We start from the raw sequence: 23,655 nt of genomic DNA, 5'->3' as shown, positions 1-23,655 counted from the left end.
GTCGGCCCCGGCCTGGCCGCTGCCCGCCGCTTCGCCCCCGTCGGCCACACCGTCACGCTCATCTTCCGCAACGCCCGGAAGTGGGAGGAGCTGACAGGCGAACTCACCCGCGACGGCACCCAGACCTGAGGCTGCTGCGGCGCCACGGTTCGAGGGGCACACGGCAGCGGTGGGCGGTAACTGCCGTGTGCGGACAGGGACAGAGAGGGGCACGGGTCGTCACGTGTGTGCCGCGGGTGCTGCCGGGTGTCGGGCGGCGCGAGCCCGTCCGGTCTTCGTCGCTGGCCCTTGCCGCGCCCGCCGACGGGTCACGCGGATCGACATGGGAACGCGCCGTGTCCCGCTTGGTCGCGGGCCTCGTCAGACAGGACGCGCACTACGACACCGATCAGCTGCCCGGGCCGAAGTTCGGGTATCTCGGACGCGGTGTGAGCCATGGCCACCGCTGCAGTGGCCTGCCCCTGCTGATCGAGCCCGGGGAGGGGCGGTACCCTCCCGGCCGTACCTCTTCCGGGCGTTCCCCTCCGGCCAGTCGGCGTCACACCGCCGCGGACGCGTCCTCGGCCTCCGGTTCGGCAAGGCTGCCCAGCAGTCGCAGAGCGGCCTCGGAGGGGGAGCCGGGCTCGGCCGTGTAGGCGATCAGGCGCTGGCCGGACGAGCCGGGGATGACGAGGTTCTCGAAGCTGAGGTCCATGGCGCCGACCAGCGGATGACGCAGTTGCTTCACTCCCGAGGTGCAGGTGCGCACCGGGTGGCGCGCCCAACGGGAGGCGAACTCGTCGCACTGGAGGGTGAGTTGACCGACGAGCTCGGCCAGGCGGCGGTCGTCCGGGTGCCGTCCGGCGACCAGCCGCAGCGAGGCGACGGCGAGCTGGGCCTCCTCGTCCCAGTTGATGTACAGCTCCCGGTAGTGATCGTCCAGGAAGAGCATCCGCGTCACATTGGGGCGGTCGCCCTGGGTGCCGGGGCTCTCGGCCGGCAGGTGACCGGCGAGCAGGGCGTGGCCCAGCCGGTTCCAGGCGAGGACGTCGTTGCGGCGGTCGAGGACGAGCGCCGGCACCTCCGCCATGGCCGCCAACAGCTGGCGTGCCGACGCACTGGCGTGCTCGACGCGGGGTGTGGCAGGGCGGGAGACGGCGGCGGCAGGGCGGGCGAGGGCCTTCAGATGCGCCGTCTCATCGTCGGTCAGGCGCAGGGTGCGGGCGATCGCGCCCAGCACGCCGTCCGAGGCGCTCATGGCGCGGCCCTGTTCGAGGCGGGTGTAGTGGGTGATGCTGACGCCGGCGAGCATGGCCAGCTCCTCCCGGCGCAGACCGGTGACGCGGCGGCGGGTCGGATGCGGCGAGATGCCGACGTCCTGTGGGCGCAGCGCGGCGCGGCGGGACTTGAGGAAGTCCCCGAGCTCGGACGGAGCGTCCATCGATGCCTCCGGTTTCCTGGGCGTCCGGCCGCGCGGCTCCCGGCACCGGTGTCCGGCGGGCGCGGGTCGTTCCTTCATGATGCCCGCCCGCCGCTGGGCTGATGAGCCGTAAGGGTGGTCATGTCATGACCACCCTTGTGGTGGCTGCGCGAAACAGGGTTCTGGTTGGGGCCCTCAGCGGAGGCCAGCCTCTTTCTCACGCGGTGCGTGACCGACGCCCGCGCACGAGAGAAAGGGTCTCGACCTCATGTCCGTCACTGATTCGGAGACGGTCGGCTCAGCTGTCGGCACGGCACCGGACGTCCTCACTCCCCGTCTGCGACTGGTCCTGGTGCTGCTGCTCGCCGCCCAGTTCATGCTGGCGGTGGACTTCTCCATCCTGAACGTGGCGCTGCCGGTGATCGGTGAGGGCCTGGGCTTCTCGCTGGCCCATCTGCAATGGATCGGCACCGCGTTCGCCCTGTGCGCGGCGGGCTTCACCCTGCTGTTCGGCCGGGTCGCGGACCTGTTCGGCCGCCGCCGGCTGTTCCTCGGCGGTCTCGTGGTGCTGGGCGCCGCCTCGCTGGTGGGCGGCCTGGCACAGAACCCGGAGGTGCTGATCGCGGCGCGGGTCTTCCAGGGCCTGGCCACCGCTGCGGTGACCCCCGCCGGGCTGTCACTCATGACGACCTCGTTCCCCGAGGGCCCGCTGCGGGAGAAGGCGCTCGGCCTCAACGGGGCACTGATGTCAGCCGGGTTCACCACCGGGGCGATCCTCGGCGGTCTGCTGACCGACCTGCTCTCCTGGCGCTGGGCCTTCTTCATCAACGTGCCGGTCGCCCTCGCCGTGCTGGTCGTCGCCCCGACGGTCATCAGGGAGTCCCGGCCCGACGAGCGCCCGAAGCTGGACGTGCCCGGAGCCGTCAGCGTCACGCTCGGCCTGCTGGCCATCGTCTTCGGCCTCACCCAGGCAGGTGAGGCCGGCTGGGGCTCGTCGTCCGCGCTGCTGCCGTTGGCGGCTGGAGTGGCGTTGCTGATCGTGTTCTGGGTTGTCGAACGCAAGGTGGCCGCACCGCTGGTGCCGCTCAGTGTGCTCGGCAAGCGGTCGGTGGCCTGGGGCAATGTCGCCGGTCTGATCGCGTTCCTCACCGAGACGTCCCTGGTCTTCCTGCTGACCCTGTACCTCCAGGAGGTGCTCGGCTTCTCCCCGCTCGCCGCCGGTCTGTCATTCGGTGTGCTGGGCGTCGGCACGGTCGTCGGCGGCTCTGTCGCCCCGAAGGTCATCGGGAAGTACGGCAGCAGGCAGACGCTGATCGTCGGTGGCATCCTCCAGACCGTGTTCACCGCTGCCCTGCTCGGCCTCGGTGACGACCGCTCCTGGATGTGGCTGCTGCTCGTCGCCACCTTCGCCGGCGGCGTCGGCAACATGCTGGTCATTGTCGGCTTCATGGTCACCGCGACCTCCGGGCTGGCCGACCACGAGCAGGGCCTGGCCACCGGGCTCGCGACCATGACCCAGCAGATCGGCATCACCATGGGCACGCCGATCATGAGCGCCATCGCCACCGCCACGATGACCGGGACCGGTGCCGTGGCCATCCTCGGGGGTCTGAAGGTCGCGATCGCGGTCAACGCCGGCCTCGTGCTCTTCGGCGCGCTCACCAGCGCCCTCTTCCTGCGCGGTGCCCGGTCGAGTGCGCAGTGACTCACGGTCGACGGCAAGCGGATCGACGACCTGTTCACGACCCACTCCACCGGCGTCGCGACCGCCCCCGTCGTCACCGCGGCGAACGCGTTCCTGGCCGGTCTGTCCGACGCCCAGACGAGCCAACGTCGATGGAGACCGACGGTGAGACGGTGACGGTCTGCCACGAGGAGGTCGCTGCGAGCCTGGCCTTCGTCAACTCGCTGACCGAGGCGCAGCAGAAGGCCGCCATCGAGTCCGCGACCAAGACGAACGAGTCGATGAAGGCGGACGCCACGCCTTCAACGTGCGGGTGCACAGCCCCGTCGTCTGGGTCGAGGTCGACTGCCAGGACCCGGGCCCGCTGCGCGGCGCCTACGGCGGCGGCACCGAGGGCGCGCCCACCCAGATGCACGTCCACTCGATCATCCGTACCCCCAACGGCAACGACTACGGGGAAGCCGTCATACCGGAGCGGTAGCCGGCGACCGGGCGCGTACTGCGGTTTCAGTAGCCGGTCCTCCGGATGCGGTGGGTGGCAGTGCCAGTAGCAGCACGACGACGGGAGGGCCCCCGCCACGGAAGCCTTGTCGAGGTAAGCGAGAGCAGATGTGGAGTTCCCCGACGTGGCTACTTTTCTGTATCGACTGGGCCGTCTGGCCTTCCGGCGGCGCGGTTACGTCGCCTTGATGTGGTTGGCCGTCCTGGCCGCCGTCGGACTGGGTGCCCTGCAGGCGCCGAGCGCCTCCGACGAGGAGTTCTCGATGCCGGGCATCGAGTCGCAGAAGGCGTACGACCTGATGCAGGAGCGCTTCCCGGGCGCTGCCGCCGACGGTGCCACCGCCCGGGTGGTGTTCTTCGCCCCCGACGGACAGAAGGTCACCGCGACCGCCGGCAAGAAGGCGATCGAGGAGGCGGTGGACGCCCTGGGCGACGGCTCGCAGGTGGCCGGCGTCGCCGATCCCTTCAAGGCGAGGGCGGTCAGCAAGGACGGCTCGACCGCGTACGCCACCGTCACCTACAAGGTGAAGTCCTCCGAGGTCACCGACGCCAGCCGTACGGCGCTGGAGAAGGCCGTCGACCAGGCCCGGGACGCCGGTCTGACAGTGGAGACGGGCGGCTCCGCCATGGACAGCGGCGGCGGGCCCGGCGGTGTCGCCGAGATCGTCGGCATCTCGGTGGCGGCCGTCGTCCTGCTGATCACCTTCGGCTCGCTGGCCGCCGCCGGGCTGCCGCTGCTGACGGCGATACTCGGCGTCGGCGTCAGCATGTTCACCATCACGATCCTGGCCGACGCCTTCGGTCTGTCCACCAGCACCGGCACCCTGGCGATGATGCTGGGCCTGGCGGTCGGTATCGACTACGCGCTGTTCGTGGTCTCCCGATACCGCGAGGAGCGCGCCAAGGGACACGCACCGGAGGAGGCGGCCGGTCTCGCCGTCGGGACGGCCGGTTCGGCGGTTGTCTTCGCGGGCCTGACCGTGGTGATCGCGCTCGCCGGCCTGACCGTCGTCGGCATCCCGATGCTGACCAAGATGGGGCTGACCGCGGCCGGTGCGGTCGTCGTCGCCGTGGTCGTCGCGCTGACCGTGGTGCCGGCGCTGGTCGGCTTCTGGCCGAACGCCGTGCTGTCGGGCGCCGTACGCAGGCAGGGGAGGGGCGGCCGTCTGCACCGGATCCGTCTGCTCCGGGTGCGTCTGTTCCGGTCGAGGAAGCCGTCGAGGCAGAGCGAGGGTGCCAACCGCGGAACCCGCTGGGCCCGCTTCGTGCTGCGCCGCCCGATCCCTGTACTGCTGCTCGGCGTCGTGGGCCTCGGCGCTCTCGCGATCCCCATGACCCAGTTGGAGCTCGGCATGCCGGGCGACGAGGCCAAGTCCACCTCCACCACCGAGCGCCGCGCCTACGACGCCCTCGCCGAGGGCTTCGGTCCCGGCTTCAACGGGCCCTTGACCATCGTGGTCGACGCCAAGGGAGCCGACGACGCCAAGGCCGCGGTGAGCACGATCAGCGAGCGGATCGCCGATACCAAGGGCGTCGTCTCCGTCGCCACACCCCACTTCAACGACGCCGGGGACACCGCCGTGTTCACCGCGACACCGTCCACCAGCCCGACCGACGAGAAGACCAAGACCCTCGTCAAGACCATCCGCGGCGAACGCACCGCAATCGCCTCGACGTCCGGTGCCTCCTTCGAGGTCACCGGAACCACGGCCCTGAACATAGACATCGCGGCCAAGGTCCAGGCAGCGCTGGTGCCGTATCTCATCACCGTCGTCGGTCTCGCCGTCATCCTCCTGCTGGTTGTCTTCCGGTCCGTGCTCGTCCCGCTCAAGGCGGCGCTCGGCTTCCTGCTCTCGGTGCTCGCGGCGCTGGGCGCGGTCGTCCTGGTGTTCCAGCAGGGCCATGGGGCGGGCGTGTTCGGGGTGGAGCAGACCGGGCCGATCATGAGCCTGATGCCGATCTTCCTCGTGGGCATCGTCTTCGGCCTCGCCATGGACTACGAGGTCTTCCTCGTCTCACGCATGCGGGAGGCGTACGTCCACGGAGAGCCGGCCGAGCAGGCAGTCGTCGAAGGGTTCCGGCACAGTGCACGGGTCGTCGTGGCCGCCGCCCTGATCATGATCGCCGTCTTCGCGGGCTTCATCGGCGAGAGCGACTCCATGATCAAGATGATCGGTTTCGGCATGGCGACCGCCGTGCTCCTCGACGCCTTCGTCGTCCGGATGGCGATCGTACCCGCGGTCCTCGCGCTGCTCGGCGACCGGGCCTGGTGGCTGCCGAAGTGGCTGGACCGCAGGCTGCCCCGGGTCGACGTGGAGGGGGAGGCCCTCATCCGGCGTCCGTTCGAGACCATGGCCGGCCACCCCGACCCCACCCCGGACGAGCCGGTCGAGGCGCGCGTCTGAGCGGGCGTCCCGGCCGTACCCAAGGCCGCCCGTGGTGAAGGCCACGGGCGGCCCGCGCAGCACTATGTGCCGTATGTCGTCCACCATGGGGCTCGGACCCTTGACCCGGAGAGACAGATGACCACCAGCCTGGAGCGCTACACAGGGCGTCGGCACTTCGCCACGGACGTGGTCCTGGTCCTGGGGCTGCTCGGCACCGTCACCCTCGGTGCCTCGATCGCCATCCCCGGCATCAGCCAGCCTCGCGCGGGCTGGCCCGCCGAAGCCCTCGCGGCCGTCTCCTGCCTCGCCCAGCTCAAGGCACGCACCTACCCGCGCAGCGCTCTCGTCGTGGCCACGGTCTGTACGGTGATCACCGTGGCCCTGGGCTACCTGGTGACACCTCTGCTGCTCGCCCCCCTGATGATCGCGCTGTACCGGCTGGCGGCCGGTACCGACCCCAGGACCACGCGTGTGTACGGTGCCCTGACCATGGCCGTGGTGGTCACAGCGGCCGTGTTCGACACCCACACGACCGGGATGATCCTGCTGCGCACGGTCGGCCCCGTGCTGTGGCTGATGCTGCCTCTGGTCGGCGGCAGCCGGGAGCGCCTGCGCCATGCCTACGTGGACTCCGTGCAGGCGCGCGCCTCGTACGCCGAGCGCACCCGCGAGGAGGAGGCCCGGCTGCGGGTCGCCGAGGAGCGGATGCGGATCGCCCGCGAGCTCCACGACGTCGTGGCCCACCACATGGCCGTCGCCAACGCGCAGGCCGGCACCGCCCGCCACCTCGCACCCACCCATCCCGTACAGGCGCAGAGGCTGCTCGACGAGCTGACCGCCACCACCTCCTCCGCGCTGCTCGAACTCCGCGCCACGGTAGGGGTGTTGCGTCAGACCGGCGACCCCGACACCGACTCCCTGGAACCCGCCCCCGGCCTGGACCGCCTCCCCGAGCTGATCGCGACCTGCGAGACCGCCGGCGTCGAGGTCACCGTCACCACCGAGGGCGAGCCCCGGTCCCTGTCACCGGGTGTGGACCTGACGGCGTACCGGATCATCCAGGAAGCCCTCACCAACGTCACGAAGCACGGCGCGGGCAAGGGGGCCTGCGTCCGGCTGACGTACTCCGACTCCCGACTGCTGATCTCGGTCACCAACGACGGCACCGCCGCCGCTCCGTCGGTCCCGGGTGGCGGATACGGTCTGATGGGCATGCGTGAGCGTGCCCACTCGGTCGGGGGCGACCTGCATGCCGGCCCGCGCCCCGAGGGCGGCTTCGAAGTCGCCACCGCACTGCCGCTGCACCCCCTCGCCCCGGAAGAAGACGAGGCAACCCTTTGAGCATTCGTGTCCTGCTCGCCGACGATCAGGCCCTGCTGCGGGGCACGTTCCGGCTGCTGATCGACTCGTGCGAGGACATGGAGGTGGTCGGCGAGGCCGCCAACGGCCAGGAGGCGGTGGACCTGGCCCGCACTCACCACCCCGACATCGTCCTGATGGACATCCGCATGCCCGGCACGGACGGCCTCGCCGCGACCGCCGCCATCTGCGAGGACCCCGAGCTGGCCGGCACCAGGGTGCTGGTGCTGACCATGTTCGAGACCGACGAGTACGTCGCCAAGGCATTGCGCGTCGGCGCCAGCGGCTTCCTCGGCAAGTACGTCACTACGGACGCCCTGCTGGCCGGCATCCGCACCGTCGCCGCCGGCGAGGCCCTCCTCTCGCCCGGTGCCACCCGCGCCCTCATCACCCGCTTCCTCACCGCCCCGGCCCCCGGCGCCCTCCTGGCACCTCCGGAGCGCCTGAAGGACCTCACACCGCGGGAACGCGAAGTCACCGCACTGGCCGCCCGGGGCAAGTCCAACGACGACATCGCCGAGGAACTCGTCCTGAGCGTCCTGACCGTACGCAGCCACATCCAGCGCGCCCTGACCAAGCTCGGCGCCCGCGACCGTGCCCAACTCGTGGTCATCGCCTACCAGACGGGACTGGTGCGGCCCGCATCACCGCGGCCCTGAAGCCTGATCAGTACTGCGAAACACCGTCTGCGGGAGACAACCCGAGGAACCGGGCGGGGGACAGCAGGCGTGTGCCGGACGGTGCCGGTTTCTACCACTCGAGCACGAACTACGTCCTGGCCGGCATGCTCATCGAGAAGGTCACCGGTCACCCGTACGGCGAGGAGATCGACCGGCGCGTCATCCGGCCGCTCGGCCTGCGCGACACCACCGTCCCCGGCGACGAGCCGGACATCCCGGGCACGCACCCGAGGGGTTACGTCAGGCCGAGAGACTCCGGCCTCGTCGACGTGACCGAGTTCAACCCCTCGGTCGCGAACGCCTCCGGGGCGATGATCTCCAGCGGAGCCGACGTCAACCGCTTCGTCGGCGCGCTCTTGAGCGGGCGGCTGCTGCGCCCGGCCGAGCTGCAGGCGATGACGACCACGCGGCCGACTGGAGGCTCGTCCGACCGCGCGTACGGCCTGGGGCTGCAGAGCAGGTCGCTGCCGTGCGGCGGCGTGTAGTGGGGACACGACGCCCGTGTCACGGCCGACGGTCGCCAGGTGACCGTAATGGCGAATCTCGACCCGAGCGGCAGCGACGCACGGGCCGCCGACCTGCGGGCCGCCGTCACCCCGGCCCTGTGCGCGGGCGCGAAGCCCGTCGCGTGACGGCCGAGACCACACACTCAGGCCGGGGCGCCGCGCAGGATGAAGGCCGAATGGCTGGCAGAGGTGGGACAAGGCCGGTTCGTCTGCCACACCATCGACGAGAAGAGCACGACCCGCGAGATGCACGAAACTTCCGGAGGCGGATGTGACAGTGAACCGGCTGGGCCTGGTCGTGCACGGCGGGCGCCCGGAGGCCGTGGCGGCGGCCGGCCTGGTCCGCGCGTGGTGCGAGGAGCACGCCGTGCGGTGCACGGACATCGACGTGTGGCACGACGGCGGGCGGCGCAGTGCCCATGAGGAGGTCGCGGCCGCGGGCGACCCGGACCTCGTGGTGACCCTGGGCGGCGACGGCACCTTCCTGCGCGGTGCCCGGCTGGCCGCCGCCAACGACGCGCTGGTCCTGGGGATCGACCTGGGCCGGGTGGGCTTTCTGACGGAGGTGTCGGCCTCCGAGGTGCGTTCGGCACTGGACGCGGTGCGGGAGGACCGGTTCGAGGTCGACACCCGCATGCTGCTCGCCCTGCGCGCCTCGCGCCGGCTGGAGGTGCCGGCCGGCATGGAATCCCTCATCGAGTACGGCCGGGGGCCGCTGCTGCCGCCTCCGCAGGTGCGGCCCGACTGCGAGGTCGACAAGGACTGGGGCATTCCCCTGGACGTCACCGCGCTCAACGACATCGTGCTGGAGAAGCTGGTGAGGGACCGGCAGGTCTCGGTAGGGGTCTACGTCTCCGGCAGGCTCCTCGCCTCGTATTCGGCCGACGCGCTGCTCGTCGCCACGCCGACCGGCTCGACGGCCTACAGCTTCGCCGCGGGCGGACCCGTGGTCTCGCCGCGCGCGGAGGCCCTCGTCTTCACGCCGGTCGCCCCGCACATGGCCTTCGACCGCTCGGTCGTCACCGCCCCCGACGAGCCCGTCGGGCTTCGCCTCCTGGAACGTTCGGGACCGGCCGCGGTCAGCATCGACGGCCAGCTGCGGGGCGTGCTCGATCCGGGGGACTGGATCGGCGTGTACGCCGCCCCGCGCCGCCTCCGGGCCGTCCGGCTCGGCCCGATGGACTTCTACGGCCGCCTGCGCGAACGGATGAACCTGACCGACGCCCCGGCCGCGATCGCCGACGGTTCCCCGGCCCCATTGTGGTCGGTCACGACACCGCCGCCCGGTGACCTCGCCCATCTGACCCTGCTGACGGCCCCGGACGGTTCCTGATCCCCGCAGTGCCGATCCGCCGTCGGCCAGCCGGCCCTCCTCGCCGCTACGGCTGCGGCGCGCAGGTCCTGTACGGCAGCCATGCGCCGCCACAGTTCGGTGCCGGCGTGCAGGGTTGATTTCTCACGTCGACTGAAGACATGTAGTTGAAGTTGTGCATTCTCTTGACTGCCGCAAGAAAATAGCCCTACATTCCTCGGCGTCTTGGTTCAGTGCATCGAGCATCCGCTCGTGTTCCCGCTCCGCAGCCGCCCCCCAGGGAGCCACCTTCATGCCTGCCAGCACCCGCCCCCGCACTCGCCGCACCCGTCTGCGTATCGCCCTGGCCACTCTGGCCACGCTGACGTCCGCGGCCCTCACTGCCCTCCCCTCGCCGGCCGCCCACGCGGACCCGGCGGTCACCGGTCACCTCACCGGCACCCTCTCCGACGGCGCCACCTGGATCGCCGACGTCCCGGAGAACTGGAACGGCACGCTGCTGCTGTTCAGCCACGGCTTCGGGCCCACCGTCGCCAGGGACGCCCCCACCGACGCCGTACGCACCGAACTGCTCGCCGAGGGCTATGCGATGGCCGGGTCGTCGTACGACCCCAACGGTTCAATGTGGGCCCTGAACAGCGCGGAACGCGACCAGTTCGCCACGATCGACGCCGTCACCGCGAAGCTCGGCAAGCCCCGCCGCACCCTCGCCATCGGCCAGTCCATGGGCGGTCTCGTCAACGCCCAACTCGCCCGGGACGGCGGCGAACGCATCGACGGCGCGCTCGGCCAGTGCGGCCTGGTCGCGGGCGGCACGGACCTGGACAACTACCAGCTCGACGCCGAATACACCATCGCCCGGCTGCTCCTGCCGGAGCAGGACGTCAAGCTGGTCCGCTTCGGCTCCTCCGACGAGGCCGCCGCCACCGCCAAGAAGCTCACCGACGCCGTCACCGCCGCGCAGGCCACCCCGCAGGGCCGCGCCCGGGTCGCGCTGGCCGCCGCCTTCCTCAACCTGCCCGCGTGGTCGCCCGGAAAGGACCGGCCCGCCGCCACCGACTGGGCGGGCCAGGAGGCGCAGCAGTACGACTGGTTCGCGCAGGGCATCCTGTCGTTCGTCGAGGGCGGCCGGTACGCCATCGAGCAGTCCGTCGGCGGCAACAACTCCTGGAACCGGGGGGTCGATTACGCCGGCCTGCTCGCCGGTTCCGAGCACGCACCCCAGGTCCACGCCCTCTACCAGGCGGCCGGCCTCGACCTGCGCTCCGACCTGCGCGCGCTGACCAAGGGCGCCACGGTCACTGCCGATCCCGCCGCCGTCCGCACCGCGCAGCGGACATCCTCGGCGGGCCAGCGACTCGAGGTGCCCCTGCTCGACGTCCACACCACCGCCGACAACCTCGTTCCGGTGGAGCAGGAGAACCGCTTCGCCGCCCGTGTGCGCGCCTCCGGCGACGGCGCGCTGCTGCGGCAGGCGTACGTCGAGCGGCAGGGCCACTGCGCCTTCACCACCGCCGAGACCGTGGCCGCCCTGCACGCCCTCGAACACCGCGTAAACACCGGCCACTGGGACGGCGCCGCGACCCCGGCCGCACTCCAGCGGGCCGCCACCGCGCTCGGTCTGGACGGAGCGGCGTACGTCCCGTACCGCCCCGCACGGCTGACGGTCGGCCGCGACGGCCCGGCGCACGCCCCCCGCCGCTGACGTTCGGGCCCGCTCAAGGACATCACCCGCATGCCGCCGAAGGGGGGCGAGTCCCCTTCGAGCATGTGGGTGATGTGCGGTTCGGGTCCGGTGAACTTGCGGAAGGCGTCGGCCACTTGGCGGACGAGCATTCCTCCACGGTGCAGCACCCGCCAGCTCCGCTTCGACCAGCTCGGGCAGCCAGGCATCGCCTCCTTCTGCCGGTGCCACTCTGTGTCGGCCCTCTCACTCCGCACGTTGCTTCCCCCTGGCCGTCGGAGGCCCCGTTCCCCCGCGCCGAGCAGCTCCACGTTTCCGCAATGTGAGACCTGTCCGGAACTTATTGACCGACGGGGTGGGCGTCTGCTCAACTCACGTTCCATGACCCCGCGCGTGGATTTGACTCGGCGGCGCCACATCGACCTGGCGCACGTCTCCAGCGCGTTCTGTTGTCGTTGACCCGGAAGGCGTGTCGCTGATCCGCTAAGCGGGCCCCGGCAGCGGCCGGTGACCGCGGGATCCACCGCACGACCGCCTACTTCCCCCGCTCCTCTCTCCGCTCCTGCTCTCCCCGTGGGGAGAAGTCTGCGTGGCTCAACTCGAAGTCGGCGAGGGGACGTTGCCGTCAGCCGCGCACCAAGTGCCCGTCGGGCAACTGGTGCGGGCTCGGCGGGACTTCCGTAGGACTCCCCGGACAGCCGTGCGCTGACCTGGGTGGTCGCACGACCTCCACTACACGGCTCCACCCTCGTCCGGCACTCCTCGCGCAGCCGTCGGGCCTCGCATCGCTGCCCATCACCCGTTCACCCCGACTCTCAGCACCCGGCAGTGCGCCCAATTCCTTGAGAGGGACCTCCTCATGCCTCCGTCCATCCGCAAGCTCACGGGCCGCATCGGCGCGCTCGTCGAGGGAGTAGACCTCGCCGCGCCCGCCGACCCCTCGACGATCGCGACGCTCCGTCATGCCCTCAACGAGCACAAGGCGATCGTGTTCGACCAGGTGAACCTCGACAACGCCGCTCAGGAGCGTGTGGCCGGGTGGTTCGGCGACCTGACAACCGCCCACCCGAACGTTCCGGCCGCCGACGGCACGACGAACGTGCTCGCCGTCGACAGCGAGACGTCGAAGGCGAACGAGTGGCACACGGACGTCACCTTCGTGCTCAACCCGCCGCAGCTCACCACGCTTCGGTCCATCGTGACCACGCCGTACGGCGGCGAGACGCTCGTCGCCAATGCCGCCGCGGCCTATCGCGACCTGCCCGAACCGCTGCGCGCGCTCGCCGATTCGCTGCGCGTCGTGCACACCAACCAGTACGACTACGCCCGCCCCGCCGCCACGACAGCCGAACGGCAGGAGTACGACCGGGCCTTCGTCTCGACGCCGTACGAGACCGAGCACCCTCTCGTGCGGGTGCATCCGCTGACCGGTGAACGGGGGCTGTTCATCGGCGGGTTCGCCAAGCGGATCGTCGGACTGCCGAGCAGCGAGTCGGCCGATCTGCTGCGCATCTTCCAGTCGTACGTGACCCGCCCGGAGAACATCCTGCGCTGGACCTGGGCACCCGAACAGCTGCTGATCTTCGACAACAGGATCACCCAGCACTACGGGGTGGACAACTACGACGACCACCCGCGCCGCCTCAACCGTGTGACGGTGGCCGGAGACGTGCCGGTCGGTGTCGACGGCCGCCGCAGCGAGCAACTCCTCGGCGACGCCTCGCACTACAGCAAGGTGCTGGAGGTGGCGGCATGACCGACGTCAGCCTCAAGAGACCGGCCATCGACGCGCCGGTCGCCGAGAGGGCGAGTGCGTCGGGACGCGAGGTCTTCCTGCCGCGCGACGCCCGGCGTCAGACGCCGCTGCACTCGCTGCGCGAGCGGCTGCGCTGGCCGCTGGGGATCTACACCACCCCGGTCGTGATCCTTATCGCCTGGGAGATCCTCGCCAGGGCCGGAGTGCTGAAGAAGACCTACGCTCCCGCCCCGACGTCCATCGTCAAGTCCGCCGTCGACCTGTGGCAACAGGGTGTTCTCGGGCCGGACTTGGCCATCTCGCTGCAGCGTGCCGGCATCGGTCTCGCGATCGGTCTGACGGTTGGCATCGTCAGCGGGGTGCTCGGCGGGCTGCTGCGCAGCGGCGAGTACCTGTTCAACGGCGTCGTGCAGATCCTGAACACGATCCCGCTGCTGGCGGTGCTGCCGCTGATGATCGTGTGGTTCGGCATCGACGAGCTCACGAAGGTGCTGCTGATCTCCTTCGGCGCCGGCGTCCCGATGTACGTCAACCTGTTCGCCGCCATCCGCGGTGTCGACCAGCGGCTGATCGAGATGGCGCGGACCACGGGCGCGGGCAACTGGCGTCTGGTGACACGGGTGTTGGTGCCCGGCGCCCTGCCGGGCTTCCTCGTGGGCCTGCGCTTCTCCCTCGCGTACAGCGTCCTGGGGCTGGTGGCCGCCGAGACGGTCAACGCTGACAAGGGGCTCGGCTTCCTGATCACCCAGGGACAGACCTACCTGCAGACCGGCCAGGTCTTCGTGGGGCTGGTGATCTACTCGCTCCTCGGTCTGCTCGCCGACCAGTTCGTCCGGGTTCTCGAGCGGGTGCTGCTGCGGTGGCGTCCCAGTTATGAGGCGTCATGAGCAGCACGGTTGTCACACAGGAGACGCAGCCGAGGCAGCAGGCCGGCGCCGTCGTCGAGCAGGTCGTCCGCCGCTTCGGCGACCGGGTGGTTCTCGACCACCTCGATCTCACCATCGCCGCCGAGGAGTTGGTGGTCCTGCTGGGGCCCTCCGGCTGCGGCAAGAGCACCCTGCTGCGCCTGCTCGCCGGCCTCGACCGGCCCGACGGCGGCCGGGTCGAGGTCCCGGCCAAGCGCGCGATCGTGTTCCAGGCCGACCGGCTGCTGCCCTGGCAGCGGGTGCTGCGGAACGTCACCCTCGGCCTGCACGGACCGGACGCCGACCAGCGGGCCCTCGACGTCCTCGCCGAAGTCGGACTCGCGGGACGCGAGAAGGCCTGGCCCAAGGAGCTCTCCGGCGGCGAGGCCCAACGTGTCTCCCTGGCGCGGGCGTTGGTCTCGGAGCCCGAACTCGTGCTGCTGGACGAGCCGTTCGCGGCACTCGACGCGATCACCCGGCTGCGCATGCACGACCTCGTGCGCGCACTGCGCAGCAAGCACCAAGCGGCCATGCTGCTCGTCACCCACGACGTCGACGAGGCCATCGCGCTCGCGGACCGGGTCGTCGTCATGAGCAACGGCCGCATCGGCGCCTCCCACCTCGTCGAACTGTCCGCCGCCGCCCGCGAGGCGAGCATCGCCCGCGAGGAACTCCGCTCGGCGCTCCTGGAGGATCTCGGCCTCGCCAACCAGCACTGAGACCGGCGCGGACCCTCGACACCTCCCGCCACCCCAACTGCTCTTGCCACCCCCCGACTTGCCCTGCATCCCGGCTCTCCGCCACCGCACAGAAAGCACGTGAGAACCCATGCCCACAAGATCCTCCCGAATCGTCGGCGCCCTCGGCCTGCTCGCCCTCGCGGGTCCCCTCGCCGCCTGCGGAACGGAGTCGGAGGCGGCGGCACCGCTGAGCAACGCGAGCGGATCCAGCGCCGACAGCCACCCCGAGTGGAAGAAGTACACGTTCACCATCGGCGACAACGGCGGTGACGGCAGCGAGGAGCTCGCGAAGATCACCGGCGTCTTCGACAACGCGCCGTACAAGGTCAAGTTCGCCCGCTTCACCTACGGCCCGCCGCTCGTCCAGGCGGCCGCCTCAGGCGACATCGACCTCGGCAGCGTCGGCGACGTCCCGCCGATCACCGGCGCCGCGAAGGAGTACGGCTTCAAGGTCGTCGCCGTCAACCGCTCGCTCAGGCCCGACCAGGCGAACGAGAACATCATCGTGCCCAAGGGCTCGAAGCTGAAGTCGCTCAAGGACCTCAAGGGCAAGAAGCTCGCGGTGCCGCAGGGCAGTTCGGCCCACGGCCTGGCCCTGAACGCCCTCAAGAGCGTGGGCCTCACCCCCAAGGACGTGAAGCTGGTCTTCCTCGACCCGGCGGCCGGCGCCACGGCCTTCAACACCGGCAAGGTGGACGCCTGGTCGATCTGGAACCCCCAGTCGGCGATCGCGGTCAAGAACGGAGCGCGGATCCTGGCGAAGGGCCTCCCGCCCATCGACCAGACCAGCAGTTACTACGTCGCGAGCGAGAGTTCGCTGAACGACAAGACCAAGCGGGCCGCCCTCACGGACGTACTCAAGCGCCTGGCCCACGAGTTCGCGTGGGCGATCAAGCACGAGGACAAGTACGCCGAGGCCATCTCCAAGGAGGAGGGCATCCCCCTGGACGACGCCAAGGCGTCCCTCAAGGCCTTCGAGACCCGGGTGACCCCGGTGGAGAAGTCGGACATAACGGCGGAGCAGAAGCTCGCCGACGCCTTCCTGGAGGCGGGCCAGATCACCAAGAAGGTCGACGTCGCGTCGATCACCGACAACCTCCTCCCGGCCGGCTACGACAGCTCGAAGCTGGAGGTCGAGCAGTGAGCGGCAGAAGACGCAGACTCCACCTCAACGCCTTCCTCATGGAGGCCGGCCACCACGAAGCCGCCTGGCGCCTCCCGCGCAGCAACCCGCGGGCGGACTTCGACCTCCAACACTGGATCAGGCTCGCCCAGTTGGCGGAGAGCGCCAAGTTCGACTCCCTGTTCCTGGCCGACGGCCCGGCGCTCATCGGCACCGGCGAGTTCCGCCCGCCGGGCCAGCTGGAGCCGCTCACCCTGCTGACCGCGCTGTCCCAGGCGACGAGCAGGATCGGTCTCATCGCCACCGTGTCCTCGACGTACAACGAGCCGTACAACCTGGCCCGTCGCCTCGCCTCCGTCGACCACGTCAGCGGCGGCCGGGCCGGCTGGAACATCGTCACCTCGGCGGGCGCCGACGAGGCAGCCAACTTCGGTCTCGTCGACCGCCCGGCCCACGCCGAACGGTACGCCCGGGCCGACGAGTTCCTGCACATCGCCAAGGCGCTGTGGGACAGCTGGGAGTCCGAGGCCGTCGTGGCCGACAAGGCGACAGGTCGCTATGCCGACCCGGCCCGGCTGCACCGGCCCGACCACCGGGGCAGGTACTTCTCGGTGGCCGGACCGCTCAACGTCGAGCGTCCGCCGCAGGGTTACCCGCTGCTCGTCCAGGCCGGCTCCTCCGAGGACGGCAAGGACTTCGCGGCCCGGCACGCCGAGGCGATCTTCACCGCCCACCGGACGTACGAGCGCGCGGCCGACTTCTACGCCGACATCAAGGCAAGGACGAGGGCCGCGGGCCGTGACCCGGACGGCGTGATCGTGCTGCCGGGCATCGTCCCCTACATCGGCTCCACCGAGGAGGAAGCCCGGGCGCTGGCAAAGGAGTTCGACGACCTGCGCGTCCCGGAGTACGGGCTGCGCCAGCTCGCCGCGGTCTTCGAGACCGAGCCGTCGGTGTTCCAACTCGACGCGCCACTACCGGACTTCATCCTTGCTCGACCCAAACTGGAGGGCTCCCAGAGCCGCTCCGACCTGATCATCGAGCTCGCCGTACGCGAGAAGCTGACGGTCCGCGAGATCATCTCGCGGCTTGGCGGCGGCCGCGGCCACTTCGAGTTCATCGGAACGCCCGAGCAGGTGGCGGACGCGATCATCAGCTGGTTCGAGGGCGGTGCCGCGGACGGCTTCAACATCATGGCGCCGGCCCTGCCGTCGGGTCTGGAGGCCTTCATCGAGCACGTCCTGCCGATCCTGCGCGGCAAGGGCCTGTTCCGGGAGGAGTACGAGGGCACGACCTTGCGCGAGCACTACGGGCTGCCGGTACCGGCCAACCAGTTCCACCGCTCCGGTGACTGACATCAAGCCGCCCGCCCTGCGCGTCGAGGGGCTGAGCAAGACGTACGGAGACGGCTTCACCGCCGTCTCCGGGCTCGATCTGGAGATCCCCGACGGGGCCTTCTTCGGACTGCTCGGCCCCAACGGCGCCGGCAAGACCACACTCATCGGCTCGGTGTGCAACATCGTCCGGCCCACCACCGGCACGCTCACCGTCTTCGGCCACGACCACCGCAGCCGCGAGGCCCGGCGGCTGCTGGGCCTCGCCGAGCAGGAGATCAACGTCGACCGGTTCCTGTCGATCCGCCAGATGCTCATCTACCACGCCGGATACCACGGCATCGGCCGACGGGCGGCGGTGCGGCGCGCCGACGAACTGCTCGGCGTGTTCCGCCTCGACGCCAAGGCCGACGCCCGCGCCTACGAGCTGTCCGGCGGCATGCAGCGCCGGCTCGTCATCGCGCGGGCGCTCATGCACCGCCCCCGTCTGCTCATCCTCGACGAGCCGACGGCCGGCGTCGACGTGGAGCTGCGCTCGGAGATATGGCGGCTGGTCAAGGGCCTCAACGCGGCCGGCACCACCGTCCTGCTCACCACCCACTACCTGGAGGAGGCGGAGACCTTGTGCGACGAGATCGCCCTGCTGCGGGCTGGCCGGATCGTGGACCGCGGCTCCGCGGCATCCCTGCGGGACCGCTACGCGGCACGCGACATCTCGGAGGTCTACGACCGGGTGATCACGGGGGAGGAGGTGGCATGAGCAGCACCACCGACACGGCGGTCCTCCCGTCGTACGACGAACCATTCAAGCCCGAACGCTCCCCGTTCCTCTGGCTGTTGGAGCGGGAGATCCTCCGCTTCCTGACCATCTGGCGCTACAGCGTCGTCGGCCCGGTGCTGTCGACCGTGCTGTTCGTCGTCGTCTTCGGCTCGGCCCTCGGCGGGCACGTCGACACCATCGACGGCGTCTCCTACGGCCGCTTCATCGTGCCCGGCCTGTTCGCGCAGGCGATCGTCAACGTTGGCTTCTTCAACGGGACGACCAGCCTGTTCGAGGCGCGGCGCGACCGGTACATCCACGACGTGTTCGCCAGCCCGCTGCGCTGGTGGGAGATCAACGCGGCGCTGGTGAGCGGCGGAATCGCCCGAGGAGCCGTCGTGGGAGCGGGAGTTCTGGCGGTGGCCCTCCCGCTCACCGGAAGCGCCGGCGTCGCCCGTCCCTTCGTCCTCCTCTTCGGCACCCTCGGCGTCCTCCTGGTCGCCGCGCAGGTCGGCGTGATCGCGGGGAGCCTCGCCAAGTCCCTCGACCACGTCTACTCCATGGAGTCGATCGTCCTGCTGCCACTGGGCTTCCTCGGCGGCGTCTTCTACTCGGTCCACCAACTGCCGCCGGTCTGGGCCGTCCTGAGCCATCTCGACCCGGTCTTCTGGCTGGTCCAGGTCGAGCGGATCGGCTTCCTCGGCCAGGGCGACGTCGACGCCGTATGGGCCCTGCTCGTGGTCTGGGCCCTCGCCGCCGCGCTCTCGGCGTGGTCCGCCGCCATGTTCGCCACCGGCCGCCTCAAGCCCTGATCCCCTGATCTCCCGGCACGGGAAGGAACGCACGCCATGACGAGCACCGATTCCGAACAGACCCTGTCCACCGACGTGTTGGTGATCGGCGGCGGCCCCGCAGGCACCTGGGCCGCGATCAAGGCGGCGCAGGCCGGCGCCAATGTCGTCCTGGCCGACAAGGGCTACACCGGTGCGAGCGGCGCCACCGCATCCGTCGGCACCGGCATCTGGTACGTCGACGATGACCCGGAACTGCGCGAGGCCGCCATGGCCAGCCGCGAGGGTCTTGGCGGCTACCTCGCCGACCGGGACTGGATGGCGCGCGTCCTCGACGAGACCCACGCCCGCATGGACGAACTCGCCCGGGTGCAGCGCTACCCCTTCCCCGTCGATGTCCATGGGCGCCAGATCCGCAACGACCTCCAGGGGCCGGAGTACATGCGCAGGCAGCGAACTCGGGTGCAGCGCCTGGGAGTTCGCATCCTCGACCACACCCCGGCGCTGGAACTCCTCGTCGACGCCGACGGAGTCGTGTCGGGCGCACGGGCGCTGGACCGCAGGACCGGTGAGACCGTCCGTATCGAGGCGGGCGCGGTCGTGCTCGCCGCCGGCGGCTGCGCGTTCCAGTCCAAGACCCTCGGCTGCGACGTCAACACCGGGGACGGTGCGCTGCTGGCGGTCGAGGCGGGTGCGCGGCTGTCAGGGATGGAGTTCTCCAACGCCTACGCGATCGCTCCCAAGGGCACGTCACTGACCAAGACGGCGTACTACTCCTGGGCGAGCTTCTACCGCGCCGACGGCTCGGTCCTCGAAGGCGCGGCCAGCAAGGGCGGCCGGTCGGCGATCGCGCGGGCGCTCCTCAACGAACCGGTATACGCCCGCTTCGACCGGGCCACACCGGAGGACCAGCGGGCCATGCGCAAGGGCCAGCCCAACACCTTCCTGGTCTTCGACCGGCTCGGCATCGACCCGTTCACCGACCTCTTCGAGATCACCCTGCTCGCCGAGGGCACCGTGCGCGGCACCGGCGGGGTGCGGATCGCCGACTACGACTGCTCGACCGACGTCCCCGGCCTGTACGCGGCCGGCGACACCGCCACGCGCGAGCTGATCTGCGGCGGCTTCACCGGAGGCGGCAGCCACAACGCCGCATGGGCGGCCTCGTCCGGCAGTTGGGCGGGCCGGGGTGCCGCGGACTTCGCCACGCGGCGAGGTCGTCCGGGGCGTGCGCTGCGGGCGGTGGGTACGGCGGGCCTGCGCCCGACCGGCGCGGTCACCGTCGGCCACCGCGAAGTCGTCGCCGACGTACAGCGGCAGGTGCTGCCGTACGACCGCAACTACCTGCGCCACCCGGACCGTCTGGCCCCGGCCCTGCGCTCGCTGCACACGACGTGGTCGGCGGTGCGCGAAGGGCTGGGGGCGAGTGGCGAGGACGTGTTCCGGGCCAGGGAGGCGGCCGCGATGGTGGCGCACGGCCGCTGGATGTACCACGCGGCCCTGCAGCGAACCGAGTCGCGCGGCATGCACAAGCGCCTCGACCGGCCCGCGCAGGACCCGGCCCAGCACCACCGACTGCTCACCGGCGGTCTGGACGCGGTCTGGAGCCGTCCCGAGTCGGTGCCGCAGGCTACGGCCGTGTCAGGAGGTCGAGCGGCATGATCGAGATCGTCGAGCGGGACCGCTGCATCGGATGCGACCTGTGCATTGACGTGTGCCCGACGCGCGTGTTCGACCGAGGGCCCGACGGAATCCCGGTGATCGCGAGGCAGGACAACTGCCAGACCTGCTTCCAGTGCGAGGCGTACTGCCCCACCGACGCGCTCTTCGTCGCGCCGCTGGTGACGGCGGTTGCCCCGGGTTCACGATTCCATGATGTACGGGAGCTCGAGGAGTCCGGCCAGCTCGGCGGGTACCGTCGCGAACTCGGCTGGGGCAGGGGAAGGGCTCTCGGCGCCCGTACGGCGGTCGGGCCCGAGTACCCCGACTGAACCATGGCCCTGGGGACGTCACCGAGGCCCTCATCGGTGCCCTGAGTGCCTGACGGCTCGTGGTGAGGCGCCCAGTTCCCTGCGGCAGGTCTTGTTGAACGCCTGGAGGTCGGGAATGCCGACGGTTGCAGCAATCGCCGGGATGGCGAGCGTCGAGGCGATCAGGAGGTGTCGGGCGCGCTCCATGCGGCGGCGGCGGATGTAGCCGACGACCGTGAGCCCGGTGTCCTTGCGGAACAACCGCGTGAGTTGGGTGTGCGAGATCCCGGCGGCGCGAGCGATGTCCGGGACGCCCAGCGGGTCGGCCAGGTGCTCCTCGATATGGGCCATGGCCGCCCGCAGGGCGGGATGCCGGTACCCCGCACGGTCTGCGGAGGCACCTGCCAGTCCGGTGGTGCGCCACAGCACGGTCCACAGTTCCGCGGCGGCCCGCGCCGGGGACTGCGTGCCGGCCGCGACCGTCTGCCGCAGCAGCGCACTGAGCACCGTTGCGTCCGTGCCTGCGTCCTGCATCACCGGGACGCGGCGCCGCTCACCCTCGCCCGGCAGCCTGAAATGGGCGTACAGGTGCTCACAGGGCGTGGTGTCGTAGTGGAAGTGCACCTCGGTGTCGGGCGGCACGAGGCTGATGTGCCCGGGGCGGATCGGGTGCCGAACGCCGCCGAACTCCAGGGTGCCGGAGTAGCCGTACAGATGGAGCTGCCACAGGCGCGGCAGCCGGAACACGTCGTGAGGGCCGGCGTGCCCGTGTACGCCCACCCCCGCGTTCTCCACCTGCGGAGGCAGGTCGAGAGCGAGCTCCACGGAATGCACCATGGTGGAAAATTACCAGTGCTCGCTGATTACAGCCCACGACTTGTGGACCCTTCCTATCTACGGTTGCCGTATGCCAACCACACGACAACTGCTGGGTTCTGCTCAGGTGGCGCGGTTCGTGGCACAGGGTTTCCTGCGCCTGGACGGCATCGTGCCCCGGGAACTCAATGAGGAGGCGCTCGGCGTCTTCGCCACAGGGCTGCCCTCCGTGCCGTACGGCACCCCGGTGCCGAAGGCGTTCCCCGAGGGATCCTTCGCGAGAAGGCTCGTCGAACTCCCCGGCGTCGCAGGCGCGTTGGAGAGCCTGGTGGGCCCGGATCCGACCGTCGATCACCACCATGTGCACACCCGCGAGCCGCGCGAGGGCAGTGCGCAACCGCTGCACGCCGACGCCCTCATCGATCTGCGGACCGACGCCTTCGACGTGCAGCTCATGTACTACCCGCAGGAGGTCACCGCGGACATGGGCGGCACGCTCATCGTCCCGGGCAGTCATCTGCGCCGGATCAACGAGTCGGACACCGGCCGCTACCAGAACCTGCGCGGGCAGACCCGGCTGACCTGCCCGGCCGGGACGGTCATCCTGCTGCACCACGGCATCTGGCACGGAGGGCGGCGCAACGACAGCGACACCGTCCGCCACATGTACAAGATCCGTTTCAATCCGACCGTGCCGCAGGTACGGCTCTGGGACACGGCGGACCTGCACGACCCGGCTGTGCATGAGGAGTTGGGGCGCACCTTCCCCTGGTACGAACCCGCCACCGGCCGGTTGGAGATCCACAACCGGATCAGGCTCTGGCGCTTCCTGTCCGCCGACCCCGACTTCGACATCGAGTACTGGGCCACCCGAATCTCCAACCGACCTGCGCAGAGGAGCCACGCGTGACCATTTCGAACACCGTGCGACAGCAGGTCCTCGTCCTGTACCTGGGCACGTCCGCCCTCGACTCCCCGGTCATCGGATGGGCCCGCTACGACGGCACCGGCGCGACGCGACCCACCACCGGGGACAGTGATCAACCGCCGTACGAGACAGGCGTCGCCGCGCTGGAGGACGGCTGGCGTCTCATCCAGGCCGCCCAGCTCATCCCGCCGTACCCGGGGGCGGAACACGAGACGTCGTTCCTCAAGCACGAGTTCTTCTTCGAGAGACTCGTGGCCGTGTGAGTCGGCCCCTGGAGCCACCGGCATTCGCCTCGACGCGGCCCCGCCGGCCGGCCGGCTGACCGGCCTGCGCCGGGCCGCATGGTGATGTCCGGGCCGTCAGCCCTGTGCAGGCTCGCCCTCGGTCGCTGCCGTCCCTGCAGCCGCGGTCGTCGCCCGGAGGTGTTCGATGCCGGTGTCGAGCGCCGCCCTGAGGTGGGTCGAGTCGCCGGTGGACATCATGATGGCCACGCCTCCCTGGATGCCCGCCAGCAGTGCGGCGGCCGTCCGGTCCACGTCGAGGGACGGCGCCACCAGGCCGTTCGCCTGAAGGGCGCGCATACCGCGGGCGAGCTGCTCCTGCCACTGACGCATCAGCTCCGTCACGATCGCCCGGGCGCCAGGGCGGGACCGGCCCACCTGAAGGAACAACGACCCCAACGGGCAGTGGTCGCCCTGGAGTTCATAACGTTCCACCACCACGTCCCGCCACTGCTGCCAGGACTCCCACGAGTCCAGGCGTCCGAGGTGCGGCTGCTGGTCCTCCAGGACGCGGTCGGCCTCGAACCGGGCCACCGCCAGCAGCAGTTCGTCCTTGCCGTCGGGGAAGTAGTGGAAGAGCTGGCTCTTGCTCGTGCCTGTGCGGCTGCGGATGTCGTCGAGCGTCGCAAAGGCGACACCCTGCTCGCGCAACACCGCGGCCGCCCCCTCGACGATGCGGGCCCCTGTGGCGCGGCCCTTGGCGGTCGGCGCGTTCGGCATCTCTCCTCCTCCTGTTCTG

22 protein-coding genes are annotated in these 23,655 nt (G+C 70.6%); 19 read left to right on the top strand and 3 right to left on the bottom strand.

The window, feature by feature from the left end:
• Nucleotides 1–538 precede the first annotated feature (538 nt).
• A complete protein-coding gene (locus ACFY1L_RS37745) occupies nt 539–1,420 on the bottom strand; it encodes a helix-turn-helix transcriptional regulator (protein ID WP_388834882.1) in 882 nt (293 codons plus the stop codon).
• A 247-nt stretch (nt 1,421–1,667) separates the two neighbouring features.
• On the opposite strand from ACFY1L_RS37745, the gene ACFY1L_RS37740 reads away from it, so the two are divergent.
• The 17 genes from ACFY1L_RS37740 to ACFY1L_RS37660 all read left to right on the top strand — a co-directional run bounded on the left by ACFY1L_RS37740 (nt 1,668) and on the right by ACFY1L_RS37660 (nt 20,912).
• Nucleotides 1,668–3,104, top strand: a complete 1,437-nt coding sequence (locus ACFY1L_RS37740; RefSeq protein ID WP_388834879.1) for an MFS transporter — start codon at nt 1,668–1,670, stop codon at nt 3,102–3,104.
• Between the two features lie 286 nt (nt 3,105–3,390).
• Complete coding sequence (locus ACFY1L_RS37735) at nt 3,391–3,564, top strand: DUF3500 domain-containing protein (RefSeq protein ID WP_388834876.1); 174 nt, start codon at nt 3,391–3,393, stop codon at nt 3,562–3,564.
• 145 nt (nt 3,565–3,709) lie between these two features.
• Nucleotides 3,710–5,989 (top strand): MMPL family transporter, encoded by a 2,280-nt coding sequence (locus ACFY1L_RS37730; protein ID WP_388834873.1) that lies wholly within the window; start codon nt 3,710–3,712, stop codon nt 5,987–5,989.
• Nucleotides 5,990–6,106: 117 nt separating this feature from the next.
• A complete protein-coding gene (locus ACFY1L_RS37725) occupies nt 6,107–7,312 on the top strand; it encodes a sensor histidine kinase (protein WP_388834870.1) in 1,206 nt (401 codons plus the stop codon).
• A complete protein-coding gene (locus ACFY1L_RS37720; protein WP_388834867.1) occupies nt 7,309–7,989 on the top strand; it encodes a response regulator in 681 nt (226 codons plus the stop codon). The genes ACFY1L_RS37725 and ACFY1L_RS37720 overlap by 4 nt, the downstream gene beginning before the upstream one ends.
• A gap of 71 nt (nt 7,990–8,060) precedes the next feature.
• Complete coding sequence (locus ACFY1L_RS37715) at nt 8,061–8,495, top strand: serine hydrolase domain-containing protein (protein WP_388834864.1); 435 nt, start codon at nt 8,061–8,063, stop codon at nt 8,493–8,495.
• Nucleotides 8,496–8,787: 292 nt separating this feature from the next.
• The gene (locus ACFY1L_RS37710; protein WP_388834861.1) at nt 8,788–9,849 is read left to right on the top strand and encodes an NAD(+)/NADH kinase; all 1,062 of its coding nucleotides are present in this window, start codon (nt 8,788–8,790) and stop codon (nt 9,847–9,849) included.
• Between the two features lie 271 nt (nt 9,850–10,120).
• On the top strand, nt 10,121–11,533 hold the full coding sequence (locus tag ACFY1L_RS37705) for an alpha/beta hydrolase (RefSeq protein WP_388834858.1): 1,413 nt from the start codon (nt 10,121–10,123) through the stop codon (nt 11,531–11,533).
• Nucleotides 11,534–12,371: 838 nt separating this feature from the next.
• Entirely contained in the window at nt 12,372–13,268 is an 897-nt protein-coding gene (locus tag ACFY1L_RS37700) for a TauD/TfdA dioxygenase family protein (protein ID WP_388834855.1), read from the top strand.
• Nucleotides 13,265–14,155 carry an ABC transporter permease gene (locus tag ACFY1L_RS37695; protein ID WP_388834852.1) on the top strand — a complete coding sequence of 297 codons (891 nt, stop codon included), beginning with the start codon at nt 13,265–13,267 and terminating at the stop codon, nt 14,153–14,155. The genes ACFY1L_RS37700 and ACFY1L_RS37695 overlap by 4 nt, the downstream gene beginning before the upstream one ends.
• Nucleotides 14,152–14,892 carry an ABC transporter ATP-binding protein gene (locus ACFY1L_RS37690; RefSeq protein WP_388834850.1) on the top strand — a complete coding sequence of 247 codons (741 nt, stop codon included), beginning with the start codon at nt 14,152–14,154 and terminating at the stop codon, nt 14,890–14,892. The genes ACFY1L_RS37695 and ACFY1L_RS37690 overlap by 4 nt, the downstream gene beginning before the upstream one ends.
• A 109-nt stretch (nt 14,893–15,001) precedes the next feature.
• Nucleotides 15,002–16,057 carry an aliphatic sulfonate ABC transporter substrate-binding protein gene (locus ACFY1L_RS37685; RefSeq protein ID WP_388834848.1) on the top strand — a complete coding sequence of 352 codons (1,056 nt, stop codon included), beginning with the start codon at nt 15,002–15,004 and terminating at the stop codon, nt 16,055–16,057.
• A gap of 38 nt (nt 16,058–16,095) precedes the next feature.
• Nucleotides 16,096–17,391 (top strand): LLM class flavin-dependent oxidoreductase, encoded by a 1,296-nt coding sequence (locus ACFY1L_RS37680; RefSeq protein WP_388835585.1) that lies wholly within the window; start codon nt 16,096–16,098, stop codon nt 17,389–17,391.
• Nucleotides 17,384–18,130 (top strand): ABC transporter ATP-binding protein, encoded by a 747-nt coding sequence (locus ACFY1L_RS37675; protein WP_388834845.1) that lies wholly within the window; start codon nt 17,384–17,386, stop codon nt 18,128–18,130. The genes ACFY1L_RS37680 and ACFY1L_RS37675 overlap by 8 nt, the downstream gene beginning before the upstream one ends.
• Complete coding sequence (locus ACFY1L_RS37670) at nt 18,127–18,942, top strand: ABC transporter permease (protein WP_388834842.1); 816 nt, start codon at nt 18,127–18,129, stop codon at nt 18,940–18,942. Before ACFY1L_RS37675 ends, ACFY1L_RS37670 begins: the two co-directional genes overlap by 4 nt.
• 36 nt (nt 18,943–18,978) lie before the next feature.
• On the top strand, nt 18,979–20,583 hold the full coding sequence (locus ACFY1L_RS37665) for an FAD-dependent oxidoreductase (protein ID WP_388834839.1): 1,605 nt from the start codon (nt 18,979–18,981) through the stop codon (nt 20,581–20,583).
• Nucleotides 20,580–20,912, top strand: a complete 333-nt coding sequence (locus ACFY1L_RS37660) for a 4Fe-4S binding protein (RefSeq protein WP_388834836.1) — start codon at nt 20,580–20,582, stop codon at nt 20,910–20,912. The genes ACFY1L_RS37665 and ACFY1L_RS37660 overlap by 4 nt, the downstream gene beginning before the upstream one ends.
• Nucleotides 20,913–20,942: 30 nt before the next feature.
• Here the strand turns inward: ACFY1L_RS37660 and ACFY1L_RS37655 are convergent, their stop codons facing one another.
• Nucleotides 20,943–21,728 (bottom strand): helix-turn-helix domain-containing protein, encoded by a 786-nt coding sequence (locus ACFY1L_RS37655; protein WP_388834834.1) that lies wholly within the window; start codon nt 21,726–21,728, stop codon nt 20,943–20,945.
• A gap of 70 nt (nt 21,729–21,798) precedes the next feature.
• Between ACFY1L_RS37655 and ACFY1L_RS37650 the strand changes: the two genes are divergently transcribed.
• Together ACFY1L_RS37650 and ACFY1L_RS37645 are read left to right on the top strand one after the other, a co-directional pair.
• On the top strand, nt 21,799–22,617 hold the full coding sequence (locus ACFY1L_RS37650) for a phytanoyl-CoA dioxygenase family protein (RefSeq protein ID WP_388834831.1): 819 nt from the start codon (nt 21,799–21,801) through the stop codon (nt 22,615–22,617).
• The gene (locus ACFY1L_RS37645) at nt 22,614–22,898 is read left to right on the top strand and encodes a hypothetical protein (protein ID WP_388834828.1); all 285 of its coding nucleotides are present in this window, start codon (nt 22,614–22,616) and stop codon (nt 22,896–22,898) included. The genes ACFY1L_RS37650 and ACFY1L_RS37645 overlap by 4 nt, the downstream gene beginning before the upstream one ends.
• Nucleotides 22,899–22,994: 96 nt before the next feature.
• Here ACFY1L_RS37645 and ACFY1L_RS37640 read toward each other — a convergent pair whose 3' ends face one another.
• Entirely contained in the window at nt 22,995–23,636 is a 642-nt protein-coding gene (locus tag ACFY1L_RS37640) for a TetR/AcrR family transcriptional regulator (protein WP_388834825.1), read from the bottom strand.
• Nucleotides 23,637–23,655 lie beyond the last annotated feature (19 nt).

This window comes from Streptomyces sp. NPDC001663, from assembly GCF_042893105.1.
Classification (GTDB): Bacteria; Actinomycetota; Actinomycetes; order Streptomycetales; family Streptomycetaceae; genus Streptomyces.
The sequence above is the reverse complement of the archived record's forward strand: the minus strand, read 5'-3'. Positions and strand labels throughout refer to the sequence as shown.

Bases quoted from the DNA above. Each gene is read 5' to 3' on its own strand.
- ACFY1L_RS37745 (WP_388834882.1), bottom strand. From the start codon at position 1,420: ATGGACGCTCCGTCCGAGCTCGGGGACTTCCTCAAGTCCCGCCGCGCC.
- ACFY1L_RS37740 (WP_388834879.1), top strand. From the start codon at position 1,668: ATGTCCGTCACTGATTCGGAGACGGTCGGCTCAGCTGTCGGCACGGCA.
- ACFY1L_RS37725 (WP_388834870.1), top strand. From the start codon at position 6,107: ATGACCACCAGCCTGGAGCGCTACACAGGGCGTCGGCACTTCGCCACG.
- ACFY1L_RS37705 (WP_388834858.1), top strand. From the start codon at position 10,121: ATGCCTGCCAGCACCCGCCCCCGCACTCGCCGCACCCGTCTGCGTATC.
- ACFY1L_RS37700 (WP_388834855.1), top strand. From the start codon at position 12,372: ATGCCTCCGTCCATCCGCAAGCTCACGGGCCGCATCGGCGCGCTCGTC.
- ACFY1L_RS37695 (WP_388834852.1), top strand. From the start codon at position 13,265: ATGACCGACGTCAGCCTCAAGAGACCGGCCATCGACGCGCCGGTCGCC.
- ACFY1L_RS37690 (WP_388834850.1), top strand. From the start codon at position 14,152: ATGAGCAGCACGGTTGTCACACAGGAGACGCAGCCGAGGCAGCAGGCC.
- ACFY1L_RS37685 (WP_388834848.1), top strand. From the start codon at position 15,002: ATGCCCACAAGATCCTCCCGAATCGTCGGCGCCCTCGGCCTGCTCGCC.
- ACFY1L_RS37680 (WP_388835585.1), top strand. From the start codon at position 16,096: ATGGAGGCCGGCCACCACGAAGCCGCCTGGCGCCTCCCGCGCAGCAAC.
- ACFY1L_RS37670 (WP_388834842.1), top strand. From the start codon at position 18,127: ATGAGCAGCACCACCGACACGGCGGTCCTCCCGTCGTACGACGAACCA.
- ACFY1L_RS37665 (WP_388834839.1), top strand. From the start codon at position 18,979: ATGACGAGCACCGATTCCGAACAGACCCTGTCCACCGACGTGTTGGTG.
- ACFY1L_RS37660 (WP_388834836.1), top strand. From the start codon at position 20,580: ATGATCGAGATCGTCGAGCGGGACCGCTGCATCGGATGCGACCTGTGC.
- ACFY1L_RS37655 (WP_388834834.1), bottom strand. From the start codon at position 21,728: ATGGTGCATTCCGTGGAGCTCGCTCTCGACCTGCCTCCGCAGGTGGAG.
- ACFY1L_RS37650 (WP_388834831.1), top strand. From the start codon at position 21,799: ATGCCAACCACACGACAACTGCTGGGTTCTGCTCAGGTGGCGCGGTTC.
- ACFY1L_RS37640 (WP_388834825.1), bottom strand. From the start codon at position 23,636: ATGCCGAACGCGCCGACCGCCAAGGGCCGCGCCACAGGGGCCCGCATC.